Origin of the sequence: Pseudomonas sp. LS-2, assembly GCF_003605735.1 — a bacterium.
Taxonomy (GTDB): domain Bacteria; phylum Pseudomonadota; class Gammaproteobacteria; order Pseudomonadales; family Pseudomonadaceae; genus Aquipseudomonas.
The window spans coordinates 246,235-263,623 of the sequence record NZ_QXTJ01000008.1 but is presented as its reverse complement, the minus strand read 5'-3'; the positions used below and the strand labels follow the sequence as shown (position 1 = coordinate 263,623).

At 60.5% G+C, this 17,389-nt stretch carries 17 protein-coding genes; 8 read left to right on the top strand and 9 right to left on the bottom strand.

Annotated features, from left to right (window positions below; genetic code table 11):
- Nucleotide 1: 1 nt before the first annotated feature.
- From D3M70_RS32690 to D3M70_RS05485, 4 genes are all read right to left on the bottom strand, one after another.
- On the bottom strand, nucleotides 2-609 hold a 608-nt coding region (locus tag D3M70_RS32690; RefSeq protein ID WP_256659723.1), incomplete at its 3' end, for an aminopeptidase P family N-terminal domain-containing protein.
- 48 nt (nucleotides 610-657) lie between these two features.
- The gene (eutC, locus tag D3M70_RS05495) at nucleotides 658-1,650 is read right to left on the bottom strand and encodes an ectoine utilization protein EutC (RefSeq protein ID WP_120124886.1); all 993 of its coding nucleotides are present in this window, start codon (nucleotides 1,648-1,650) and stop codon (nucleotides 658-660) included.
- Nucleotides 1,647-2,618, bottom strand: a complete 972-nt coding sequence (gene eutB / locus D3M70_RS05490; RefSeq protein WP_120124885.1) for a hydroxyectoine utilization dehydratase EutB — start codon at nucleotides 2,616-2,618, stop codon at nucleotides 1,647-1,649. The genes eutC and eutB overlap by 4 nt, the downstream gene beginning before the upstream one ends.
- A 179-nt stretch (nucleotides 2,619-2,797) precedes the next feature.
- Entirely contained in the window at nucleotides 2,798-4,192 is a 1,395-nt protein-coding gene (locus D3M70_RS05485) for a PLP-dependent aminotransferase family protein (protein ID WP_120124964.1), read from the bottom strand.
- Between the two features lie 453 nt (nucleotides 4,193-4,645).
- Between D3M70_RS05485 and ehuB the strand changes: the two genes are divergently transcribed.
- The 4 genes from ehuB to ehuA all read left to right on the top strand — a co-directional run bounded on the left by ehuB (nucleotide 4,646) and on the right by ehuA (nucleotide 7,782).
- The gene (gene ehuB / locus D3M70_RS05480) at nucleotides 4,646-5,503 is read left to right on the top strand and encodes an ectoine/hydroxyectoine ABC transporter substrate-binding protein EhuB (RefSeq protein WP_120124884.1); all 858 of its coding nucleotides are present in this window, start codon (nucleotides 4,646-4,648) and stop codon (nucleotides 5,501-5,503) included.
- 82 nt (nucleotides 5,504-5,585) lie between these two features.
- Nucleotides 5,586-6,245: an ectoine/hydroxyectoine ABC transporter permease subunit EhuC gene (gene ehuC, locus D3M70_RS05475; protein ID WP_120124883.1), complete on the top strand. Its 660-nt coding sequence runs from the start codon at nucleotides 5,586-5,588 to the stop codon at nucleotides 6,243-6,245.
- Complete coding sequence (ehuD, locus tag D3M70_RS05470; RefSeq protein WP_120124882.1) at nucleotides 6,242-6,901, top strand: ectoine/hydroxyectoine ABC transporter permease subunit EhuD; 660 nt, start codon at nucleotides 6,242-6,244, stop codon at nucleotides 6,899-6,901. The genes ehuC and ehuD overlap by 4 nt, the downstream gene beginning before the upstream one ends.
- An 86-nt stretch (nucleotides 6,902-6,987) precedes the next feature.
- Nucleotides 6,988-7,782, top strand: coding sequence for an ectoine/hydroxyectoine ABC transporter ATP-binding protein EhuA (gene ehuA, locus D3M70_RS05465; protein WP_120124963.1), 795 nt, complete (start codon nucleotides 6,988-6,990; stop codon nucleotides 7,780-7,782).
- 11 nt (nucleotides 7,783-7,793) lie between these two features.
- Here ehuA and D3M70_RS05460 read toward each other — a convergent pair whose 3' ends face one another.
- The gene (locus D3M70_RS05460; RefSeq protein ID WP_120124881.1) at nucleotides 7,794-8,015 is read right to left on the bottom strand and encodes a hypothetical protein; all 222 of its coding nucleotides are present in this window, start codon (nucleotides 8,013-8,015) and stop codon (nucleotides 7,794-7,796) included.
- A gap of 4 nt (nucleotides 8,016-8,019) precedes the next feature.
- A complete protein-coding gene (locus D3M70_RS05455; protein WP_120124880.1) occupies nucleotides 8,020-9,600 on the bottom strand; it encodes a RimK family protein in 1,581 nt (526 codons plus the stop codon).
- Between the two features lie 90 nt (nucleotides 9,601-9,690).
- On the opposite strand from D3M70_RS05455, the gene D3M70_RS05450 reads away from it, so the two are divergent.
- Together D3M70_RS05450 and D3M70_RS05445 are read left to right on the top strand one after the other, a co-directional pair.
- A complete protein-coding gene (locus D3M70_RS05450) occupies nucleotides 9,691-10,800 on the top strand; it encodes a GNAT family N-acetyltransferase/peptidase C39 family protein (RefSeq protein ID WP_120124879.1) in 1,110 nt (369 codons plus the stop codon).
- A 363-nt stretch (nucleotides 10,801-11,163) separates the two neighbouring features.
- A complete protein-coding gene (locus D3M70_RS05445; protein ID WP_120124878.1) occupies nucleotides 11,164-11,622 on the top strand; it encodes a DUF2214 family protein in 459 nt (152 codons plus the stop codon).
- Nucleotides 11,623-11,666: 44 nt separating this feature from the next.
- Here D3M70_RS05445 and D3M70_RS05440 read toward each other — a convergent pair whose 3' ends face one another.
- Nucleotides 11,667-12,344, bottom strand: coding sequence for an RraA family protein (locus tag D3M70_RS05440; protein ID WP_120124877.1), 678 nt, complete (start codon nucleotides 12,342-12,344; stop codon nucleotides 11,667-11,669).
- Nucleotides 12,345-12,580: 236 nt separating this feature from the next.
- Between D3M70_RS05440 and D3M70_RS05435 the strand changes: the two genes are divergently transcribed.
- On the top strand, nucleotides 12,581-13,558 hold the full coding sequence (locus D3M70_RS05435; protein WP_120124876.1) for a hydroxyacid dehydrogenase: 978 nt from the start codon (nucleotides 12,581-12,583) through the stop codon (nucleotides 13,556-13,558).
- Nucleotides 13,559-13,639: 81 nt separating this feature from the next.
- A complete protein-coding gene (locus D3M70_RS05430; RefSeq protein WP_120124875.1) occupies nucleotides 13,640-14,974 on the top strand; it encodes an MFS transporter in 1,335 nt (444 codons plus the stop codon).
- 113 nt (nucleotides 14,975-15,087) lie between these two features.
- On the opposite strand, the gene D3M70_RS05425 is transcribed toward D3M70_RS05430, so the two are convergent.
- Nucleotides 15,088-15,828 carry an IclR family transcriptional regulator gene (locus D3M70_RS05425; protein WP_120124874.1) on the bottom strand — a complete coding sequence of 247 codons (741 nt, stop codon included), beginning with the start codon at nucleotides 15,826-15,828 and terminating at the stop codon, nucleotides 15,088-15,090.
- A 156-nt stretch (nucleotides 15,829-15,984) separates the two neighbouring features.
- The gene (locus D3M70_RS05420) at nucleotides 15,985-17,304 is read right to left on the bottom strand and encodes an Nramp family divalent metal transporter (RefSeq protein ID WP_120124873.1); all 1,320 of its coding nucleotides are present in this window, start codon (nucleotides 17,302-17,304) and stop codon (nucleotides 15,985-15,987) included.
- Nucleotides 17,305-17,389 lie beyond the last annotated feature (85 nt).

The window sequence follows — 17,389 nt, the reverse complement described above, 5'->3', positions numbered from 1 at the left end:
NATCTCGGCCACCAGCTCGTTCTTGCGCATGCCCGGCTCGATGCGCTCGTAGATGCGCCCGTGCATGTTCTCGACGATGCGCGCCGCGATGCGCATGTACTCGATCTCCTGCGGCGACTTGATCGCCCGCTGCCAGTTGACCAGACCTACCGCGTCCAGCAGCGTGGCGTTGGGCAGGTGTTTTTTCAGCGACAGGTAGGCAGCGGCACTGAAATAGTAGTTGTCCATTTCTACGCCGATGTTCAACCCGCTCCAGCCGCGCGGGCCGATGACTTCCTGGCACAGGTAGTCCATCGGGTGGCGCTCACGGGACTGCACGTAGATGTCCGGATAGCCGACGATATTCTCGTGCTGCATGAACACGGTGCGCTTGGCGCCGTTGGCATCCTGACCACGGCCATACCAGACCGGCTCGCCGTCCATCGCCAGCAACACGCACTGGTGAACGTAGAACGACCAGCCGTCATAGCCGGTCAGCCAGGCCATGTTGGACGGGTCGGTGACCACCAGCAATTCGATCCCCTGCTCCTGCATCGACCGGCGCACCTTGGCCAGTCGCTGGGCGTATTCATCCCGTGAAAAGGGAAGATTGACGACTATCTGAGACATCTAGATGCCCTCTGTAGATGACGCACTGATTGACGTTGTTTTGAAAGTTCAGCCACCGAAACGCAGCCCCTTGCCTGCCGCCAGCGCCCGCTCGAACGCCAGGTTGGCGATGGCGGTGTCCTGAGCGCCGGTGCCGGTGAGGTCGCACAGGGTGATTTGCCCGGCATTGTTACGCCCCGGCTTCTGCCCGGCGATGATCTGGCCCAGCTCGGCGAAACCCGTTTCATCGCTCACCGCCCCTGCGGCCAGCGCGTGATGCAGTTCGCCGAGCACGCGGGTCTGGCTCAGGCGGTCGGCGACGTAGCGGTCGACCCGGGCCAGTGCCTGCGCGGCGATTTCGTTCTTGTGTTCGGCGTCGGAGCCCATGGCGGTAATGTGCAGGCCAGGTTGCAGATGGCGCGCCTCGATCAAGGGCTCGCGGCTGGGGGTGCAGGTGATCGCGATGTCGGCGCCGTCCATGGCTTGGTCGACGCTCACGCACGGGCGAATCGTGAGTGGCGACGCATGGCCCAGTTGCGCGGCGAAACCTTCGGCCTTGGAGGCATCCCGAGCCCAGATCCGCACCTCGTCTATAGGCCGGACCAGACGCAGCGCCTGCAATTGCAACGCGGCCTGTTCGCCAGCGCCGATCAGCGCCACGCTGCGGCTGTTTTCGCGGGACAGCCAGCGTGCTGCAACGGCGCCCGCTGCGGCTGTGCGCACGGCGGTGAGGTAGCCATTGTCGAGCAGCAGGGCATCGAGCAAACCGGTGCGCGCCGACAGCAGCATCATCATGCCGTTGAGGCTGGGCAGACCCAGTTTCGGGTTGTCGAAAAAGCCGGGGCTGACCTTGATTGCGAAGCGCTCCAGTCCCGGAAGATAAGCGGTCTTCACATCGACTTCGCCGTTGTGCTCGGGAATGTCCAGACGCAGGATCGGCGGCATTGCCACGGCGGCCGTCGCCAGCAGACGAAACGCCTGTTCGATGGCGTCCACGCTCGCGACATCCAGCGCAACGCAGGCGCGCAGATCGCTTTCGCTCAACAGGGTGACTTCACTCATTGGTTGGCTCCGGCCAGCACACGCAGGTGCTGTTCAAGGTCGACGTTGCGTCCGCTGACGACCACGACAATCGGTCCGCGGGGTTCAATCAGGCCGTCGAGCAACGCGCCGATGCCGACCGCGGCAGCCCCTTCGACGACCTGGCGCTCCTGGAAATACGCATGACGGATGCCGTTAGCGATGGACGCTTCGTCGAGCAGATGCACCTGATCGCAGAGATCGCGGGTCATGGCGAAGGTGTATTGGTTGTCCAGACCGATGCCGCCGCCCAGCGAATCGGCGAGGGTCGGCAGTTCTTCGACTTCCATGGGCTGGCCGGCCTGAAGGCTGGCGTGCATGGCAGCGCCACGCTGCATCGAGATGCCGTGCAAGCGAATGTTCGGGTTGGCGGATTTCAGCGCCAGGGCCACGCCGGCGAACAGCCCGCCACCTGACAAGGGCACCAGCACCTGAGCGACATCCGGGACCTGTTCGATGATCTCCAGACCCAGCGTGCCTTGCCCGGCGATGATCGCCGGATGATCGAAGGGCGGCAGCAACGCAGCGCCCTGCTCTCCTGCGATACGTTCGGCTTGGCGCTGAGCGTCGTCCTGGGAGCGGCCGATGATGCAGACCTCGGCACCGAGGTCGCGAATGGCCTGGACCTTGTTGGGGGGCACCAATTGCGAGAGGCAGATGGTGGCTTTGACGTTGAGTTGCGAGGCGGCGTAAGCCAGGGCGCGACCGTGATTACCGGTCGAGGCGGCAACGACGCCCTTGGCGCGTTGCCCGGTGCTCAGTTGCGCGATGGCATTGCTTGCGCCGCGCAGTTTGAAGCTGCCGGTGATCTGCTGCGACTCCAGCTTCAGGTAAACCGGTACGCCGAGCTGTTTCGACAGACTCGGCGAAGGGTCCATGGGCGTGACCCGTACCAGCGAGGCGATGCGCTGACGAGCGAGATAGACATCGTTGAGCTGCAACCCTGACATGACCGCGTCCCGACCTGTGCGTTGGTCGCAGTCTAAAAGCGGGAAATTGTGCTGATGAATGTACTAGGGCAATTTTTCGGAAAATCTTTTTTCTGTCGTAACAGATGGGTTTGCCGGGAGAGGCATCCTCACTGGCGCTGCCGCCGGCAAGCCGGACTGCTACTGATTTTGCGTCGAGCCTAGAAATCATGAATGCTCGGGTACTGCCCGAAAATCTCGCGCATGCTGATCAGCGCTTCGCGCATCTCTTCATCCGTGCATTCGGCCCCGACGCACAGGCGCACGCCTCGTGCTCTGGGTACACCGCGCACGGTGAACGGGTCGGGTGAGGCCACGGCGATGTGACGCTGACGCAAGGTGCGCACCAGGCTGTCGAGTTCCCAGTGGCCAGGGATGCCGATCCAGGTGTTCAGCGAGTTGGGGTGCTGGCCCTGAATGTATTCGCTCAGGTATTCGCTGACCATTGCCTGTCGCCCGTTCAACAAACGACGCTGCAGACGCAGCAAGGTGTCGGCGCGACCGTCGCGGATCCAGCGGGCGGCGACTTCGGCCATCATCGGTGTGGCCATCCAGCTGTTGACCCGCAAGATGCTTTCGGTGCGCAGTGCCAGGCGTTTGGGCACGGTGAGGAAGCCGATGCGCATGCCGGTCAGGATCGACTTGGTCATGCTGGTGCAATAGAACGACAGCTCCGGCAGATAGTGACTGATGGGCGGTGCACGGTTTTCGTCGAGCAGCGGGCCATACACATCGTCCTCGATGATGTGCACGCCAAAACGCCGGGCGATGTCGGCGATCTCTCGGCGGCGACTGTCCGGCATCAGGCTGGTGGTGGGGTTGTTCAGGTTCGGTGTGCAGACCAGCGCGGTGATTCGCTCGTTGCTGCACATGTCCTCGAAGTGCTCGGGGTCGATGCCGTAGCGGTCCATTTCCAGGCCTTTGAGGGTGAACCCCAACACCTGTGAATCGCCGATCACGCCGTGGTCGGTCAGGCCCTCGCAAAGCACCACGTCATCAGGGCCGGCCAGCGACGCCAGGGCGAGGAAAATGCCGTGGGCCGCGCCGTTGGTGATCAGGATGTCATCGCGTTCGACCTTCAGTCCCTGACGCCCGATCCAGTGCACGGCCGCTTCACGATGGGACTCGAAACCGGCGATGGGGCGACAGGCGCGAATCCACGGTTGATCCTCTTCGGTGCTGAGTTCGGCGCAGGTGTCACGCCAGAAACGGTCGTGCTCGCGGGTGTGCATGATGCGAGCGGTCGAGAAGTCCACCAGCGCCCGTTCGGAGCTGTCGAGAATGTACGTGGCGACCCGGTCGCTCATGCGCCGCGAGACGAAACTGCCGCGCCCTACTTCGCAACGCACCAGGCCCTGGCGCTCCAGCTCTTTATAGGCGTTGGTCACGGTTTGCACGCTGATGCCAACGGCGTCGGCGACCTGGCGCTGCGGTGGCAGGCGTTGATCGTCGACCAGCACGGCCTTTTCGATGTCGCTGGCGATGGCCTGCACCAGAATCTTGTATTTGGACTCGCCACCCCGGGCCTGATCCACGGCTGCTCGCCATTTCTCCATCATTGCCTGATCACCTTGCCGAACTGCTACAGAATAAAATCATGTCCCGAACATCAAGGCCCTACGCAAAACCTCTGTAGCAGCACGGCTTGCCGGCGGTGGCGATCCTGAGGCCATCACCGCCGGCGAGCCGGACTGCTACAGAAGAAATTCATGCCCCTAAACATCAGGCCCAACGCGACACCTCTTGTACGCAGCATCTCCTGAGAATACACAGCAGGCAATTGTCCTAGTGCAATGCAATGCCTGGCAGACCTTTTGTATGCTCAGGTCAGGTCGAAGCAAAACTGCCATCATCGCAGTCAAAAACGTTCATATCGACTTGTACGGGTACGGCCCCAGCCGTATGACAGGCACACAAAAGCCCGCCCCGGTACGTTTTGCGCTTAGCGTCACTGCCTCCTAACACAGAGCCGTTTGCAACGGGTCCACAAGAAACAGGAGATTTTTTCGATGAGCAATTTCGCACACAGTGTCACCCTTCCCCTGCGTCGCCTGTTCGTGGCTTGTGCGTTGTTCGGCCTGACCGCCGGCGCTCAGGCGGCGTCCACGCTGGAAACGGTCAAGGCCAACAGCGCCATCCGTATCGGCTACGCCAACGAATCGCCTTTCGCCTACACCGAAACCAACGGCAACGTGACCGGCGAATCGCCGGAGATCGCCAAGATCATCTTCGCCAAACTGGGTATCAAGAAGGTCGACGGCGTGCTCACAGAATGGGGCTCGTTGATTCCCGGCCTGCGCGCCGGTCGCTTCGACGTGATTGCCGCCGGCATGTACATCACCCCGGCGCGCTGCAAGCAGGTGATCTTCACCGATCCGCAATACCAGTTGCCGGACGCTCTGCTGGTGGAGAAAGGCAATCCGAAAAACCTGCACAGCTATGAAGACGTCGCCAAGAACCCCGATGTGAAGCTGGCGATCATGGCCGGGACCGTGAACCTGCAATACGCCCGTGACAGCGGCGTCAAGGATTCGCAGATCCTTCAGGTGCCGGACACCACCGCGCAACTGCAGGCCGTGCGCGCCGGTCGCGCCGATGCGGCGGTGGGTACGCAACTGACCATGAAAGGTCTGGCGAGCAAGGGTGGCGAGAAGGTGATGGCCGAAACCGACTTCAAGGACGATCCATCGCACATCGGTTATGGCGCCCTGGCCTTCCGCCCGGAAGACAAGGACCTGCGTGATGCGGTCAATGCCGAGCTGAAAAAATGGCTGGGCACCGAGGATCACCTCAAGGCCGTCGCGCCCTTCGGTTTCGACAAGGACAACCTCACCACCAAGACGGCCGCCGAGCTTTGCGGTCAGTGATCGCGTCGATCTGAACCACGCCGGGCGCGGCTCCCGCGAGCTGCGCCCATTCCCTGCGTACACCTGAGTACTGGGTCGAGCCATGGGCGAATTACTACCGCTGTTGTTGCAAGGCGCCTGGGTCACGCTCCAGGTCACGTTTTACGGATCGTTGCTGGCCATCGTCGCCGCGATCCTCGCCGCACTGGGACGGATGTCGCCCTGGCGGCCGTTGCGCTGGTTTTCCATTGCGTACATCGAACTGTTTCGCGGCACCTCGCTGCTGGTGCAATTGTTCTGGCTGTTCTTCGTATTGCCACTGCCACCGTTCAATATCGAGATGAGCCCCTTCGCGGTGGCCATCGTCGGGCTGGGCCTGCACATCGGCGCCTACGGGGCCGAGGTCATGCGCGGTGCGATCAGTTCGGTCGCCAAGGGGCAATACGAAGCCAGCGTTGCGTTGAACTTCACGGCCTTCACGCGTTTTCGCCGGATCATCCTGCCGCAGGCCTTGCTGGCGGCGATTCCACCGGGCACCAACTTGCTGATCGAACTGTTGAAGAACACCTCGCTGGTGTCGCTGATCACCCTGTCGGACCTGAGCTTCCGGGCGCGTCAGCTCGATCAGGCGACCTTCGAAACCCTGCAGATCTTCACTCTGGCGTTGATCATGTATTTCGTCATGGCGCAGTTGATCAACTTCGCCATGCGCCGTTTTGAGCGGCGCCTGAGTCGCGGGCGGATGCGCGGAGGTCTGTCATGAACGATCTCTTCGACTGGCAATACGCCCTGCAGATTCTCCCCGAGCTGCTGCGCGCTTCGCTCAACACCCTGGGCATCACCCTGATCGGCTTCGTGATCGCCATCGTGCTCGGCCTGTTTCTGGCACTAGGCCGCCGCAGCAAGCACTACTGGCTGTCCTGGCCGACCACGCTGGTGATCGAGTTCATCCGCAGCACCCCGCTGCTGATTCAGGTGTATTTCCTGTATTACGTGCTGCCCAACTACGGGTTGAGCATGACGGCCATGCAGGTGGGCATCATCGGCATTGGCGTGCATTACGCCTGCTACATCGCCGAGGTCTATCGCAGTGGTCTGGATGCCGTGCCCCGCGCGCAGTGGGAAGCGGTCACCGCGCTGAACATGACGCCCTACATCGCCTATCGCAACATCATCCTGCCCCAGGCGTTCCGGCCGATTCTGCCGCCGCTGGGCAACTACCTGATCGCCATGTTGAAAGACACCCCGGTGCTGTCGGCGATCACCGTGGTGGAGATCATGCAACAGGCGAAAAACATCGGCTCGGAAAGCTTCCGTTATCTCGAGCCGATCACCATGGTCGGTCTGTTCTTCCTGGCTTTGAGCATTGTTCTGGCCTATCTGGTACGGCGCCTCGAATTGCGCCTGGAGCTACGCTAATGACTTCTACCGTATCGACCTCGTCGGCTGCCTTCTCGCAATTCACGCAACTGGCAGCGACGGCGCAACCCCATGAGGCCAACGCCATGCCCCTGTCCCACAGCGCTCAGCCACTGGTGAGCTTCAAGGACGTGACCAAGCGTTACGGCAGCTTCACCGTACTGGACAAGCTCAACCTGGACGTCGCCCCCGGCGAGAAAGTCGCGATCATCGGCCCCAGCGGCTCCGGTAAATCCACCCTGCTGCGGGTGTTGATGACCCTGGAAGGCATCGACGAAGGGCAGATTCAGGTCGACGGCGAGTCGCTGACCCACATGCCGGGGCGCGGCGGCTTGCTGGTGCCGGCCAACGACCGGCATATCCGCAAGGTGCGCGGCAAGATTGGCATGGTGTTCCAGAGCTTCAACCTGTTCCCGCACATGACCGCGTTGCAGAACGTCATCGAAGCGCCGGTGCATGTGCTGGGCATGAAGGCCAAGGAAGCCCGTGAGCGCGCCGCCGATCTGCTGGAACTGGTGGGTCTTGGCGCCAAGCTCGATCACTACCCTTCGCAGCTTTCCGGCGGCCAGCAACAACGGGTGGCGATCGCCCGCGCGCTGGCGATGCGGCCCAAAGTCATGCTGTTCGACGAAGTGACCTCGGCGCTGGACCCTGAGCTGTGCGGCGAAGTGCTCAACGTCATCCGCAAACTCGGCGCCGAGCACAAGCTGACGATGCTGATGGTCACGCACCAGATGGGGTTTGCCCGGGAATTCGCCGACCGGGTGTGCTTCTTCTATAAGGGCCAGATCCACGAACAGGGTTCGCCGTCGCAGATCTTCGAAAACCCGCAACAGGAACGCACTTGTGCATTTCTGAGCGCCGTCAAAGAAGCGAACTGAGCGAACGCCGCTCAAGCCTTGCTGTTGGCCATGGGCTTGAGCACCACCACCATCGCCACGCCCAGCCCGGCCATGCCAGGCAGCAAGGCCGGGTAGCTGATCCACCAGGGAACCGGCGTGGTCATCATGCTGTACTTCTCCGCCGTGTCGGGATGGCTGCACCAGAGCACGCTCGCGTGCTGTTCAGTGCACTCACGCAAGGTGCCCGCCTCAAGTCCGTGGTAGTTGATCAAGGGCTCAGCTCGCCAGACCGCGACGTTTGACGTCCAGGCGACGTATGAACTCTTCGAGGACCAGCACGTAGAGGTCGTCCTGCAGCCAGGCGTCTTCGATGCCCGCATCCAGGTTGGGGTTGTCGTTGACCTCGATCACCACCACCCGCTCGTCCGACTGCTTGAGGTCGACGCCGTACAGGCCGTCACCGATGAGATTGGCGGTCCTGACCGCCAGATCCACCACGGCTTTTGGTGCATCGTGAATGGCGAGCGTACGGCATTCGCCATTGATGTCGGCGGCTGTGGCCTTGTGGTTGTAGATCTGCCAGTGCCCTTTGGACATGAAGTACTGACAGGCGAAAATCGGTTTGCGATTCAGCACCCCGATCCGCCAGTCGTATTCGGTGTACAGGTATTCCTGCGCCAGCAACAGCACAGAGTGCTCGAACAGCGTGCTCGCCGCCTCCTGCATCTCCTGAGCGTTCTGCACCTTGATGACCCCTTTGGAGAAACAGCCGTCCGGGATTTTAAGGACCAGCGGAAACCCCAGGCGTCGCGCCACTTGCTCCAGTTCTTCGGGTCGTTCCTTGTACAGCACCTCCGTGGCGGGCATGCCCAGGCCGTGACGCTTGAGCAGATCAGTCAGATACACCTTGTTGGTGCAGCGCAGGATCGACGCTGGATCGTCCATCACCACCAGGCCTTCGCTTTCGGCTTTCTTGGCAAACCGGTAGGTGTGGTTGTCGACGCTCGTGGTTTCACGAATCAGCAACGCGTCGTACTCGGCGAGCCTGGCGTAGTCCTTTTTCTCGATCAGCTCGACGTCGACGCCCAGTTGCCGGCCGACGCGGATGAAGCTCTCCAGGGCTTTCTGGTTGGAAGGCGGCAACACCTCTTGCGGGTCATGCAGGATCGCCAGGTCATAGCGAAACGTGCGACGCGAACGTGGCTGGCGCCAGATCTTGCGGCTGAAGCTGTCCAGCGACTGAGCGAACTGATCCTGCTGGTGATCACGCAAGCGGGTCATGGAACCGGTCTTGATCCCTGTGATGTGCCAGCTGTCGCGCTTGCGAAATTCCACCAGCAAAATCGGTGCGGGAAAGGCTTCGAACACCTGTCTGGCCAGGTCCTGCAACGGGACAAGGTCGGTCTGTCCGAAGTAAAGGCTGAGCGTAAACCCTTCGGTGTCGTCATAGGGATGGTCCCGCAGGGCATGTTCCAGGCGTTTGTCCAGGTCATCCAGTGCCAGACTGTAAAGTGATTTTCGTGCCAGTTCACTGATGGTCTTGACCGACGGAATCACGTTGTGCCCGCGTGCTTCAGCCAGTAGCGAGCAGTAATAACCGTGCCCCAGGTAGCGATAACTGCGGCACAGATTGATCACCTGAACCCGCTTGCCGGCACCGCTTTGCAAGGGGTTTTCGAGGTAATCCTGCGCCGTGATGAGGTCTTCGCTGGGCAAGTAGGAGGACCAGTCCTCAAGACGCTCTACCACAATGAGCAACTGACTCTGGGCAGCGACCGCCCGCAGCGATTCAATATTAAAAGTTGCCGAACGTTGAGCGTGTGTTGATACTTCGGTCTTCACCGGCACCGCATTCATGAGTGGACCCTTCGGGAAACAAGTCCTTTCTATAAAACATGGCTTTGTAGAAATGTCCCGTTTCGTTACTCACTCTTTACGGTCGCCGACATGAACTTTATATATCGCCTCGCCCAACTGTCCGATGTGGATGAACTGTTGGCCCTGGAGAATCAGTGCTTTGAAACTGATCGATTGAATGCGCGCAACTTTCAGTGGATGGTCAGTCGCGCCAACGCTTGCCTGCTGGTGGCCGAAGCCGATACTCGTCTGGCGGGTTATGCACTGGTCCTGTTTCATCGCGGCACCTCGCTGGGCCGGCTTTACTCCCTCGCCATCAGCGAACACGCGCGCGGCCAGCGACTGGGCCAGCAGTTGCTTGAGCGGGCCGAGCACTGCGCCGTGAGTCGTGAGTGCGCTTACCTGCGCCTTGAAGTGCGGCCAGATAACCCCTCGGCGATCCGCCTGTACGAGCGCAATGGCTATCGCCTGTTCGATCACATCGACGATTACTACGCAGACCATGCGCCGGCGCTGCGCTACGAAAAGCGCATCCGCGACTTCGCCGAGAGCGTTCCCCGACAAGTGCCCTACTACGCGCAGACCCTGGATTTCAGTTGTGGGCCCGCGTGCCTGCTGATGGCCATGAAGGCCTTGCAGCCAGGGCGTTCCCTGCAGCGTCATGAGGAGGTGCAGATCTGGCGGGAGGCGACCACGGTGTTCATGACGTCAGGCCATGGCGGTTGCAGCCCACAAGGCCTGGCACTGGCGGCTTTGCGGCGCGGCTTCGATGTCGGGCTGCAAGTGTCGGTCAGGGGCCCTCTGTTTCTGGCAGGCGTGCGCAGCGAGGAAAAACGCGAGGTCATGCGCCTGGTGCACGAGGAATTCAGTCGCGAACTGGCTGACAGCCGAGTGCGCCATTTAGGCAGCGCCGCACTCAACCTGTCGCAGCTGCAAGCCAGTCGTGCCCTCGCGCTGGTCCTGATCAGCAGCTATCGGCTGACGCGCTCCAAGGCCCCGCACTGGGTATTGGTCGCCGGTTGCGACGACGACTTCGTGTATTTGCATGATCCTGATGTCGATCACAGTCAGCAACGTCGGGCGATGGACTGCCAATACATGCCGGTCAGCCATCCGGCGTTCGTGGGCATGAGTTGTTTCGGTGCAGACAAACTTCGCGCTGCGGTGGTTTTATACCCGCCCGACGCCACCGTTGTATAAGTTGCGTCATGGGTATCCTAGATCGCGTAAAGAAGCCGTCGTATTCATTGCGGTATCGCGCATTAACGGGATCAATAGCGTCTCTGCCTGCGGGGCGTTTTGATGGATGATCAACGTGGATAACTCAGTCATCGGTCTGATCATTGTTGCTGCAATATCGCTGTTTGGCATTTCCGCTTTTTACGTTGACTTCGTGCGCCCGAGCCGTCACCGAAGTCACGACAAACATGACAGATGACAACGATTTGCATCGGACCCTTTCAATAACGACGTCGTGAGCTGTGCAACAACGCATAACGGCAATCACCCGCTAAGCTTGCTCTGTTGACGCTTGCTCTAGACATCGCTCGGGGGAGTTGAACCATGCTCATTAAATGGGTTGTGGCTGCGTTGCACTTGTTGGCTTTCGGCTTTGCGTTGGCGGCGGTCCTGGCGCGAGGGCGGGCGCTGCGGCGGCTGCGCACCGACGATCCGCGCTCCTTTCGCGATGTGTTCGTGGTCGACAACATTTGGGGCGTGTCGGCCGGGCTCCTGCTCATCACGGGAGCGTTTCGGGCGTTCGGTGGACTGGAAAAAGGCTCGTTCTATTACCTGCACCAGCCGCTGTTTCACCTGAAAATGACAGCATTCGTCGCGATTCTCGCGCTGGAAATCGTGCCGATGTTCGCCCTGATCAAATGGCGTATCGCGTTCAAGCGAAACCAGCCCATCGACACCTCCCGCTCACGGCGTTTCGCACGCATCAGCCACATGGAAGCGGCGTTGATGGTGATCATCGTGATCGCCGCGACCGGCATGGCGCGGGGGATTTTGTTGAGCTGAAGCCTGATGCGACCGCCAGTTGATGACAGGACAAGAACGCTGCATCACGCTGGCAATTGGCAGCCTTTCTTTTTCAATGACTCGATAACCCACGAACGGTCGTTCTTACCTTGTGCGATCTGATCGAGTTGCTTCTGCTCCGCATGGTGCTTCGCAGCAGCCCGGTCATATACGTCTGCCACATGATCGTAAGGGACACACAGAAGCCCGTCCTCATCGCCAATCACCAGGTCGCCGGCTTCAATGACCATGCCATCGATGGCGATAGGAACGTTGATTTCGCCAGGGCCGTCTTTATATGGGCCTCGGTGTGAAACGCCGGCGGCGAACAGCGGGAATGTGCCTGCGCCAATACTGCCCGCATCCCGGATTGCGCCATTGATCACGATCCCGGCAACGCCACGCTTGACCGCGTAAGCCACCATCATTTCGCCGATCAGCGCGTTGCTAAGGTCCCCGCCCGCATCCACAACGATGACGTCGCCAGGCTCAGCGATGTCGATGGCGTAGTGCAGCATCAGATTATCGCCTGGCCGCGCCTTCACAGTCAGAGCGGGCCCGGCCAGCACCCCTTTGCTGTGCATTGGCCGCAGACGGGCCCCGCCGGCGGTCATTCGGTTCATGGAGTCGCTCACGTTAGCGACCGGCACCTCGCGAAATCGGGCAACCCACTCTGCGCTGACCTTGCGTGCGGCGTTCAGAACCTGGAATCCAATCGTCATGGGGCATCTCTCTCTTGAAATTGTGTGCTGCCACCGGGCAAGCCTCTTGTCTTTTTAGAATTGCATTTCGTTTTGATCGATGCAACACCCTGAAAACTGGTTTGATACGCCACTCATCTGCACGAACAATTAGTTATTGAAACGCCATTTCATTATGATAGGGTGCAAAAACTGGATACGACATTGCGTCCAGCCGCATCACGAACGTGAACGCCATAAGAACAAGGTACGCACCCATGACCCGCAAGATTCTCCTCACAGGCCCAGCCCTGGCGCATGACGCCATGAGCTACGCAAGCGAACGGGGCATCAAGATTGTCCCGACCGTCCCCTACCTGCCGGCTGCCGAACTGACCTCGGTCATCCGCGATGAGCAGCCCGATGCAATCATCGTTCGGCAAGGAAAACTCACGCGGGAAATGATCGAGGCGTCCTCGAACCTCAGAGCCATCGCCAAACACGGTGTGGGCTACGACACAATCGACATTCAGGCGGCGGCTGAGAAAAAAGTGCCGGTCACCATCGCTCTTGGGGCCAATGCCCAGTCGGTAGCGGAGCACGCGTTTGCGTTAATGTTCAGCGTCGCACGCCAGACCGCATGGCTGGATGCTCGTACCCGCAAAGGTCATTGGGACAAGGCCACGGCTAACGGTATGGAGTTGTTCGGCAAGACGCTGGGGCTGGTGGGGCTGGGGGCAATCGGTGCGATCCTGATGGATCTGGTCGCGCCTTTGCGGATGAAGGTCAACGTGTTCGACCCGTACTTGAAGACGCTCCCCGATCGTCCCTATGTAGAACGGGAAACTGACTTCGACCGATTGATCGACTCAAGCGATATCATCAGCCTGCATTGCCCATTGACCGACCAGAATCGCAACCTGATCGGCGCAGCACAGCTCAACCGCATGCGTCCAAACGCCATTCTGATCAATACGGCGCGGGGTGAGCTGGTCGACACCCCGGCCTTGATCCGTGCGCTGCAAACCCAGCGAATTGCCGGTGCCGGTCTCGACACGTTCAACCCGGAGCCACCGCCTGCCGAGAGCGAGCTGTGGGGCTTGCCGAACCTGGTGGCGACGCCGCACGTCGGCGCAAACACCAGCGAGGCTCGCGAGCGCGTGGGTCTGCTTGCAGTCGAGCAAATCGTTCAGATCTGGGAAGGCACTGCGCTCGATCCGCGATGCATCGTGAATCGCCAGTTGCTCGATAACTGACTGTTTTTTCCCGTGCCCCGGCACCTTCGCGGGGCTGTACCACCCACCGTTTCTCCACAAAAACAAGCACAGGAGAGCACCATGGCCTCGGCACAAACGAATGCTCCCGTCAGCGAACTCGAACGCGCCACAATGCGTCGGGTCGCCTGGCGGCTTCTCCCCTTTCTCATTCTCTGCTACCTGATTGCGATCATTGATCGCGGCAATATCGGGATGGCGTCGTTACAAATGAATCATGACCTGGGCCTGAGCCCTGCGATTTTCGGATTCGCCAGCAGCCTGTTCTTCGTTTCGTATTTCCTGGTGGAGGTGCCGAGCAATCTGGCATTGCAAAAGTTCGGCGCACGGATCTGGATCGCCCGCATCATGATCACCTGGGGCCTGGTCTCAGCCGGCACGGCCTTTGTGCAGGGCGCCAACTCGCTGTACTTCATGCGCTTTCTATTGGGGGCGGCTGAAGCCGGCTTTTTCCCAGGCGTGCTGTTGTACATGACCTACTGGCTGCCAGCGGCCTACCGTGCTCGCATGGTTGCAATCTTCATGGTCGCCATCCCGGGCGCGAACTTCCTGGGCTCGCCTCTCTCGGGCTATCTGCTTACCCTGGATGGCTGGATGGGCATGCGCGGCTGGCACTGGCTATTCATTCTCGAAGGTATCCCCGCCGTCCTGCTGGGCATCGCCTGCCTGTTTGTCCTCACCGATCGTCCATCGCAAGCAACATGGCTGAGCGATGATCAGCGCAACTGGCTGGTGAATCGCCTGGACGAAGAGCGGAAGTTAAAGACCAATATCGGTCACATGTCGTTGTGGAAATTGCTCAAGCATAAGGACATCTGGGTCATGGCTCTCATTTACTCGGGCGCATCTGCAGCTGGCAGTACGATGAGTGTCTGGGCACCGCAGTTGCTGAAGACCTTTGGCCTGACCAACCTGCAGATCGGCTTCACCAACGCTATCCCTTACGGGATCGCTTCCGTCGCCATGGTCATCTGGGGCCGCAGTTCGGATCGCACTCATGAACGACGCTGGCATACTTCGGCCACACTGCTGTTGATCACGGCAGGTCTGCTCCTGGCGTTGTTCACCTCCTCGCTGCCCGCGACGGTCGTCATGCTGAGCATGGTGCTCATCGGCGCCTACTCCATGAAGGGGCCATTTTGGGCGCTGGTGTCGGGCTGGCTTTCGAGCAGTACTGCCGCCGCCGGCCTGGCTGCGATCGGCGCACTCGCCAACCTCATCGGTGGCGGCATCATGGTCAACGCCTACGGTGCAATCCACGATGCAACGGGAAGCTACGCACTTGCTCTGATGCCACTCGCTGCGTTGTGCGCGGCAGGAGCGATCGCCGTGCTCGTGATGGGTCGCGGCAGGCAGATCAAACAGCGTCAGCAAGCGCCTGTAGCTGGCCGCAGCTAGACCGAGAGACAAGCCAAACGATGCGGCAATCCTTGATCTGTTGATCCAATGGGCGCCCGCTGAAACTGATCGGGCGCAGATATTGAGGCACAACCCAGCAGGTCTTTACGGCTTCAGCTGACTTGCTCGGCGGCAACCGCACGGTTGCCGCTCTTGTCATCCCGTATGCTTTTGCCCCCCAGGCTTCGTGTGAGGTCTTCGGCGACTTCCATGAACACACCACGGATCGACTTCGCGTAATCAGCCGTCAGCCTGGCAGCGGGGCCGGAGAGCACGATGGCTCCGAGGATTTCCTGCAACGGGCCAAAAATCGGTAACGCCATCGACGCGGCATGCGGATCGGTCGCTCCACTCGAATAGAAAGGCTCCAATCCATCCTGCATACGCACGTAAGGCGTACGCAGCGCTTCAGCGCTAGCCGCTCCGTCCATTGGCCGCATGTCACCTGGCTGCAAATGCAGGCGAAGTCGGTGAGGTGAGTTCACGCGATATTGGCAAAGCCGATACGCCCCATGACGGACATAGAATGAAGCGGTCTCTCCGGTTTCATCCGTCAGTTTATGGAGCCTGGGGAGCACATGGCGTTCCAGATCGAGTGCATCCTGGTAAACCGCATTGAGCCGCATCACCTCGCTCGCCAGCATGTAACGACCATCGGCAAGCCGGTTCACAAACCCGTGGGTTTCCAACGAAACCATCAGACGCATGATCGTGCTTTTGATCAGGCCGGTACGTTCAACCAGTTCGACCAGGCTCAGGGCGGTGTCACCGACCTGAAATGACGACAGAACGGTGAGCACCCGATCCGCAGATGCAACCCCATTCACCGCTGGCCGCGGACGCGTTTTGACCATCATGGACTCCTGATCGGCTAACCGAAACGTCGTTGTAAAAACCGCGCACATTATCCGACAGGACAAAACGGATAGCTATCAGCGACCTCGGCCAGATGCACAGGGCACTGGTTTCCCGTCCTGCGCCCAGACGTCTGGCGCTGCAACCCATCGCCCTTAGCTCACCCAGAAAAACATCAACGCCAGGTTCGCCGCCGAGATCAGGCCGAACAGCCCCCAGGCCAGTGTCTTGGTCAGGGTGCTGTTGGCGAACGGGCCCATCAGCTGTTTGTCGCTGGTGAAGCGAATCAACGGCCAGAGTGCGAAGGGTAATTGCAGGCTGAGCACGACCTGACTGAGCACCAGCATCTTGCCCACGGCGCCATCACCGAACCAGATCACGCCGATCAGTGCAGGAATCAGTGCCAGCGCCCGTGTGATCAAACGACGCTGCCAGCACGGAATCTTGGCCTTGAGGAAACCTTCGAGCACCACCTGCCCGGCGATGGTGCCGGTAAAGGTCGAGCTCTGCCCCGCCGCCAGCAACGCCACACCGAACAACACACTCGCCAGCGCGCCGCCGACCAACGGGTCGAGCAAATGGTAAGCGTCCTGAATCTCCACCACATCGGCGTGCCCCGTGCCATGAAAGGCCGCGGCGGCAAGGATCAGAATGGCGGCGTTGATCACCAACGCCATGCTCAGCGAAGCGATCGTGTCGACCCGCGCATAGCGAATCGCGCTGGCCTTGCTCTCCACCGAGGTGCCGTTGACCCGGGTCTGCACCACCGACGAATGCAGGTACAGGTTATGGGGCATCACGGTCGCACCAAGAATGCCGATGGCGATGTACAGCGGTTCCTGATTGCTCAGCACGTCCCACGACGGTTTGAGGCCCGCGACGACATCCGGCCAGAACGGTTTGATCAGCACCAGTTCGATGAAGAAACAGGTGGCGATGGTCGCGATCAGGCCCAGCACGATGGCTTCCAGACGGCGGAAATTGGCGCCTTGCAGAGCCAGCACGATCACTGTGTCGAACGCGGTCAGCGCGACGCCGGTGGTGATCGATACGCCAAGCAGCAGATGAAAGGCCAGCGCGGCACCGAGCACTTCGGCAAGGTCGGTCGCCAGAATGGACAGCTCGGCCAGGACCCACTGCCCCATCCCCACCCGATGGCTGTAGCGCTCGGCGGACAGTTGCGCCAGGTCGCGACCGGTGGCGATCCCCAGGCGCGAGCAGAGGTTCTGCAAGACCATGCCCGACAGACTCGCCAGCACCACCACGAACAGCAGCGCATAACCGAAGCGCGACCCGGCTTCGATGGCGGTCGCCCAGTTGCCGGGGTCCATGTAGCCAATCGAGATAAGCAGGCCGGGCCCGACGAACAGCATCATTTTGCGCAGGAACGACGCATTGGCCGGAATGGCGACGCTGTCGGTGACAGCGGAGGGGCAGAATGGCGCAGTGGCGGTGGTCGGGAGTCTGTATTTCACGGGAGTCCGGCAAGTGATTGCGATCAGTTGTGGAGCTTAAACGCAGGGAAATATTTTGTCTTGAATCTCTGCAAAAGCTCTAACA

Bases quoted from the DNA above. Each gene is read 5' to 3' on its own strand.
- eutC (WP_120124886.1), bottom strand. From the start codon at position 1,650: ATGAGTGAAGTCACCCTGTTGAGCGAAAGCGATCTGCGCGCCTGCGTT.
- eutB (WP_120124885.1), bottom strand. From the start codon at position 2,618: ATGTCAGGGTTGCAGCTCAACGATGTCTATCTCGCTCGTCAGCGCATC.
- D3M70_RS05485 (WP_120124964.1), bottom strand. From the start codon at position 4,192: ATGGAGAAATGGCGAGCAGCCGTGGATCAGGCCCGGGGTGGCGAGTCC.
- ehuB (WP_120124884.1), top strand. From the start codon at position 4,646: ATGAGCAATTTCGCACACAGTGTCACCCTTCCCCTGCGTCGCCTGTTC.
- ehuC (WP_120124883.1), top strand. From the start codon at position 5,586: ATGGGCGAATTACTACCGCTGTTGTTGCAAGGCGCCTGGGTCACGCTC.
- ehuD (WP_120124882.1), top strand. From the start codon at position 6,242: ATGAACGATCTCTTCGACTGGCAATACGCCCTGCAGATTCTCCCCGAG.
- ehuA (WP_120124963.1), top strand. From the start codon at position 6,988: ATGCCCCTGTCCCACAGCGCTCAGCCACTGGTGAGCTTCAAGGACGTG.
- D3M70_RS05455 (WP_120124880.1), bottom strand. From the start codon at position 9,600: ATGAATGCGGTGCCGGTGAAGACCGAAGTATCAACACACGCTCAACGT.
- D3M70_RS05450 (WP_120124879.1), top strand. From the start codon at position 9,691: ATGAACTTTATATATCGCCTCGCCCAACTGTCCGATGTGGATGAACTG.
- D3M70_RS05445 (WP_120124878.1), top strand. From the start codon at position 11,164: ATGCTCATTAAATGGGTTGTGGCTGCGTTGCACTTGTTGGCTTTCGGC.
- D3M70_RS05440 (WP_120124877.1), bottom strand. From the start codon at position 12,344: ATGACGATTGGATTCCAGGTTCTGAACGCCGCACGCAAGGTCAGCGCA.
- D3M70_RS05435 (WP_120124876.1), top strand. From the start codon at position 12,581: ATGACCCGCAAGATTCTCCTCACAGGCCCAGCCCTGGCGCATGACGCC.
- D3M70_RS05430 (WP_120124875.1), top strand. From the start codon at position 13,640: ATGGCCTCGGCACAAACGAATGCTCCCGTCAGCGAACTCGAACGCGCC.
- D3M70_RS05425 (WP_120124874.1), bottom strand. From the start codon at position 15,828: ATGGTCAAAACGCGTCCGCGGCCAGCGGTGAATGGGGTTGCATCTGCG.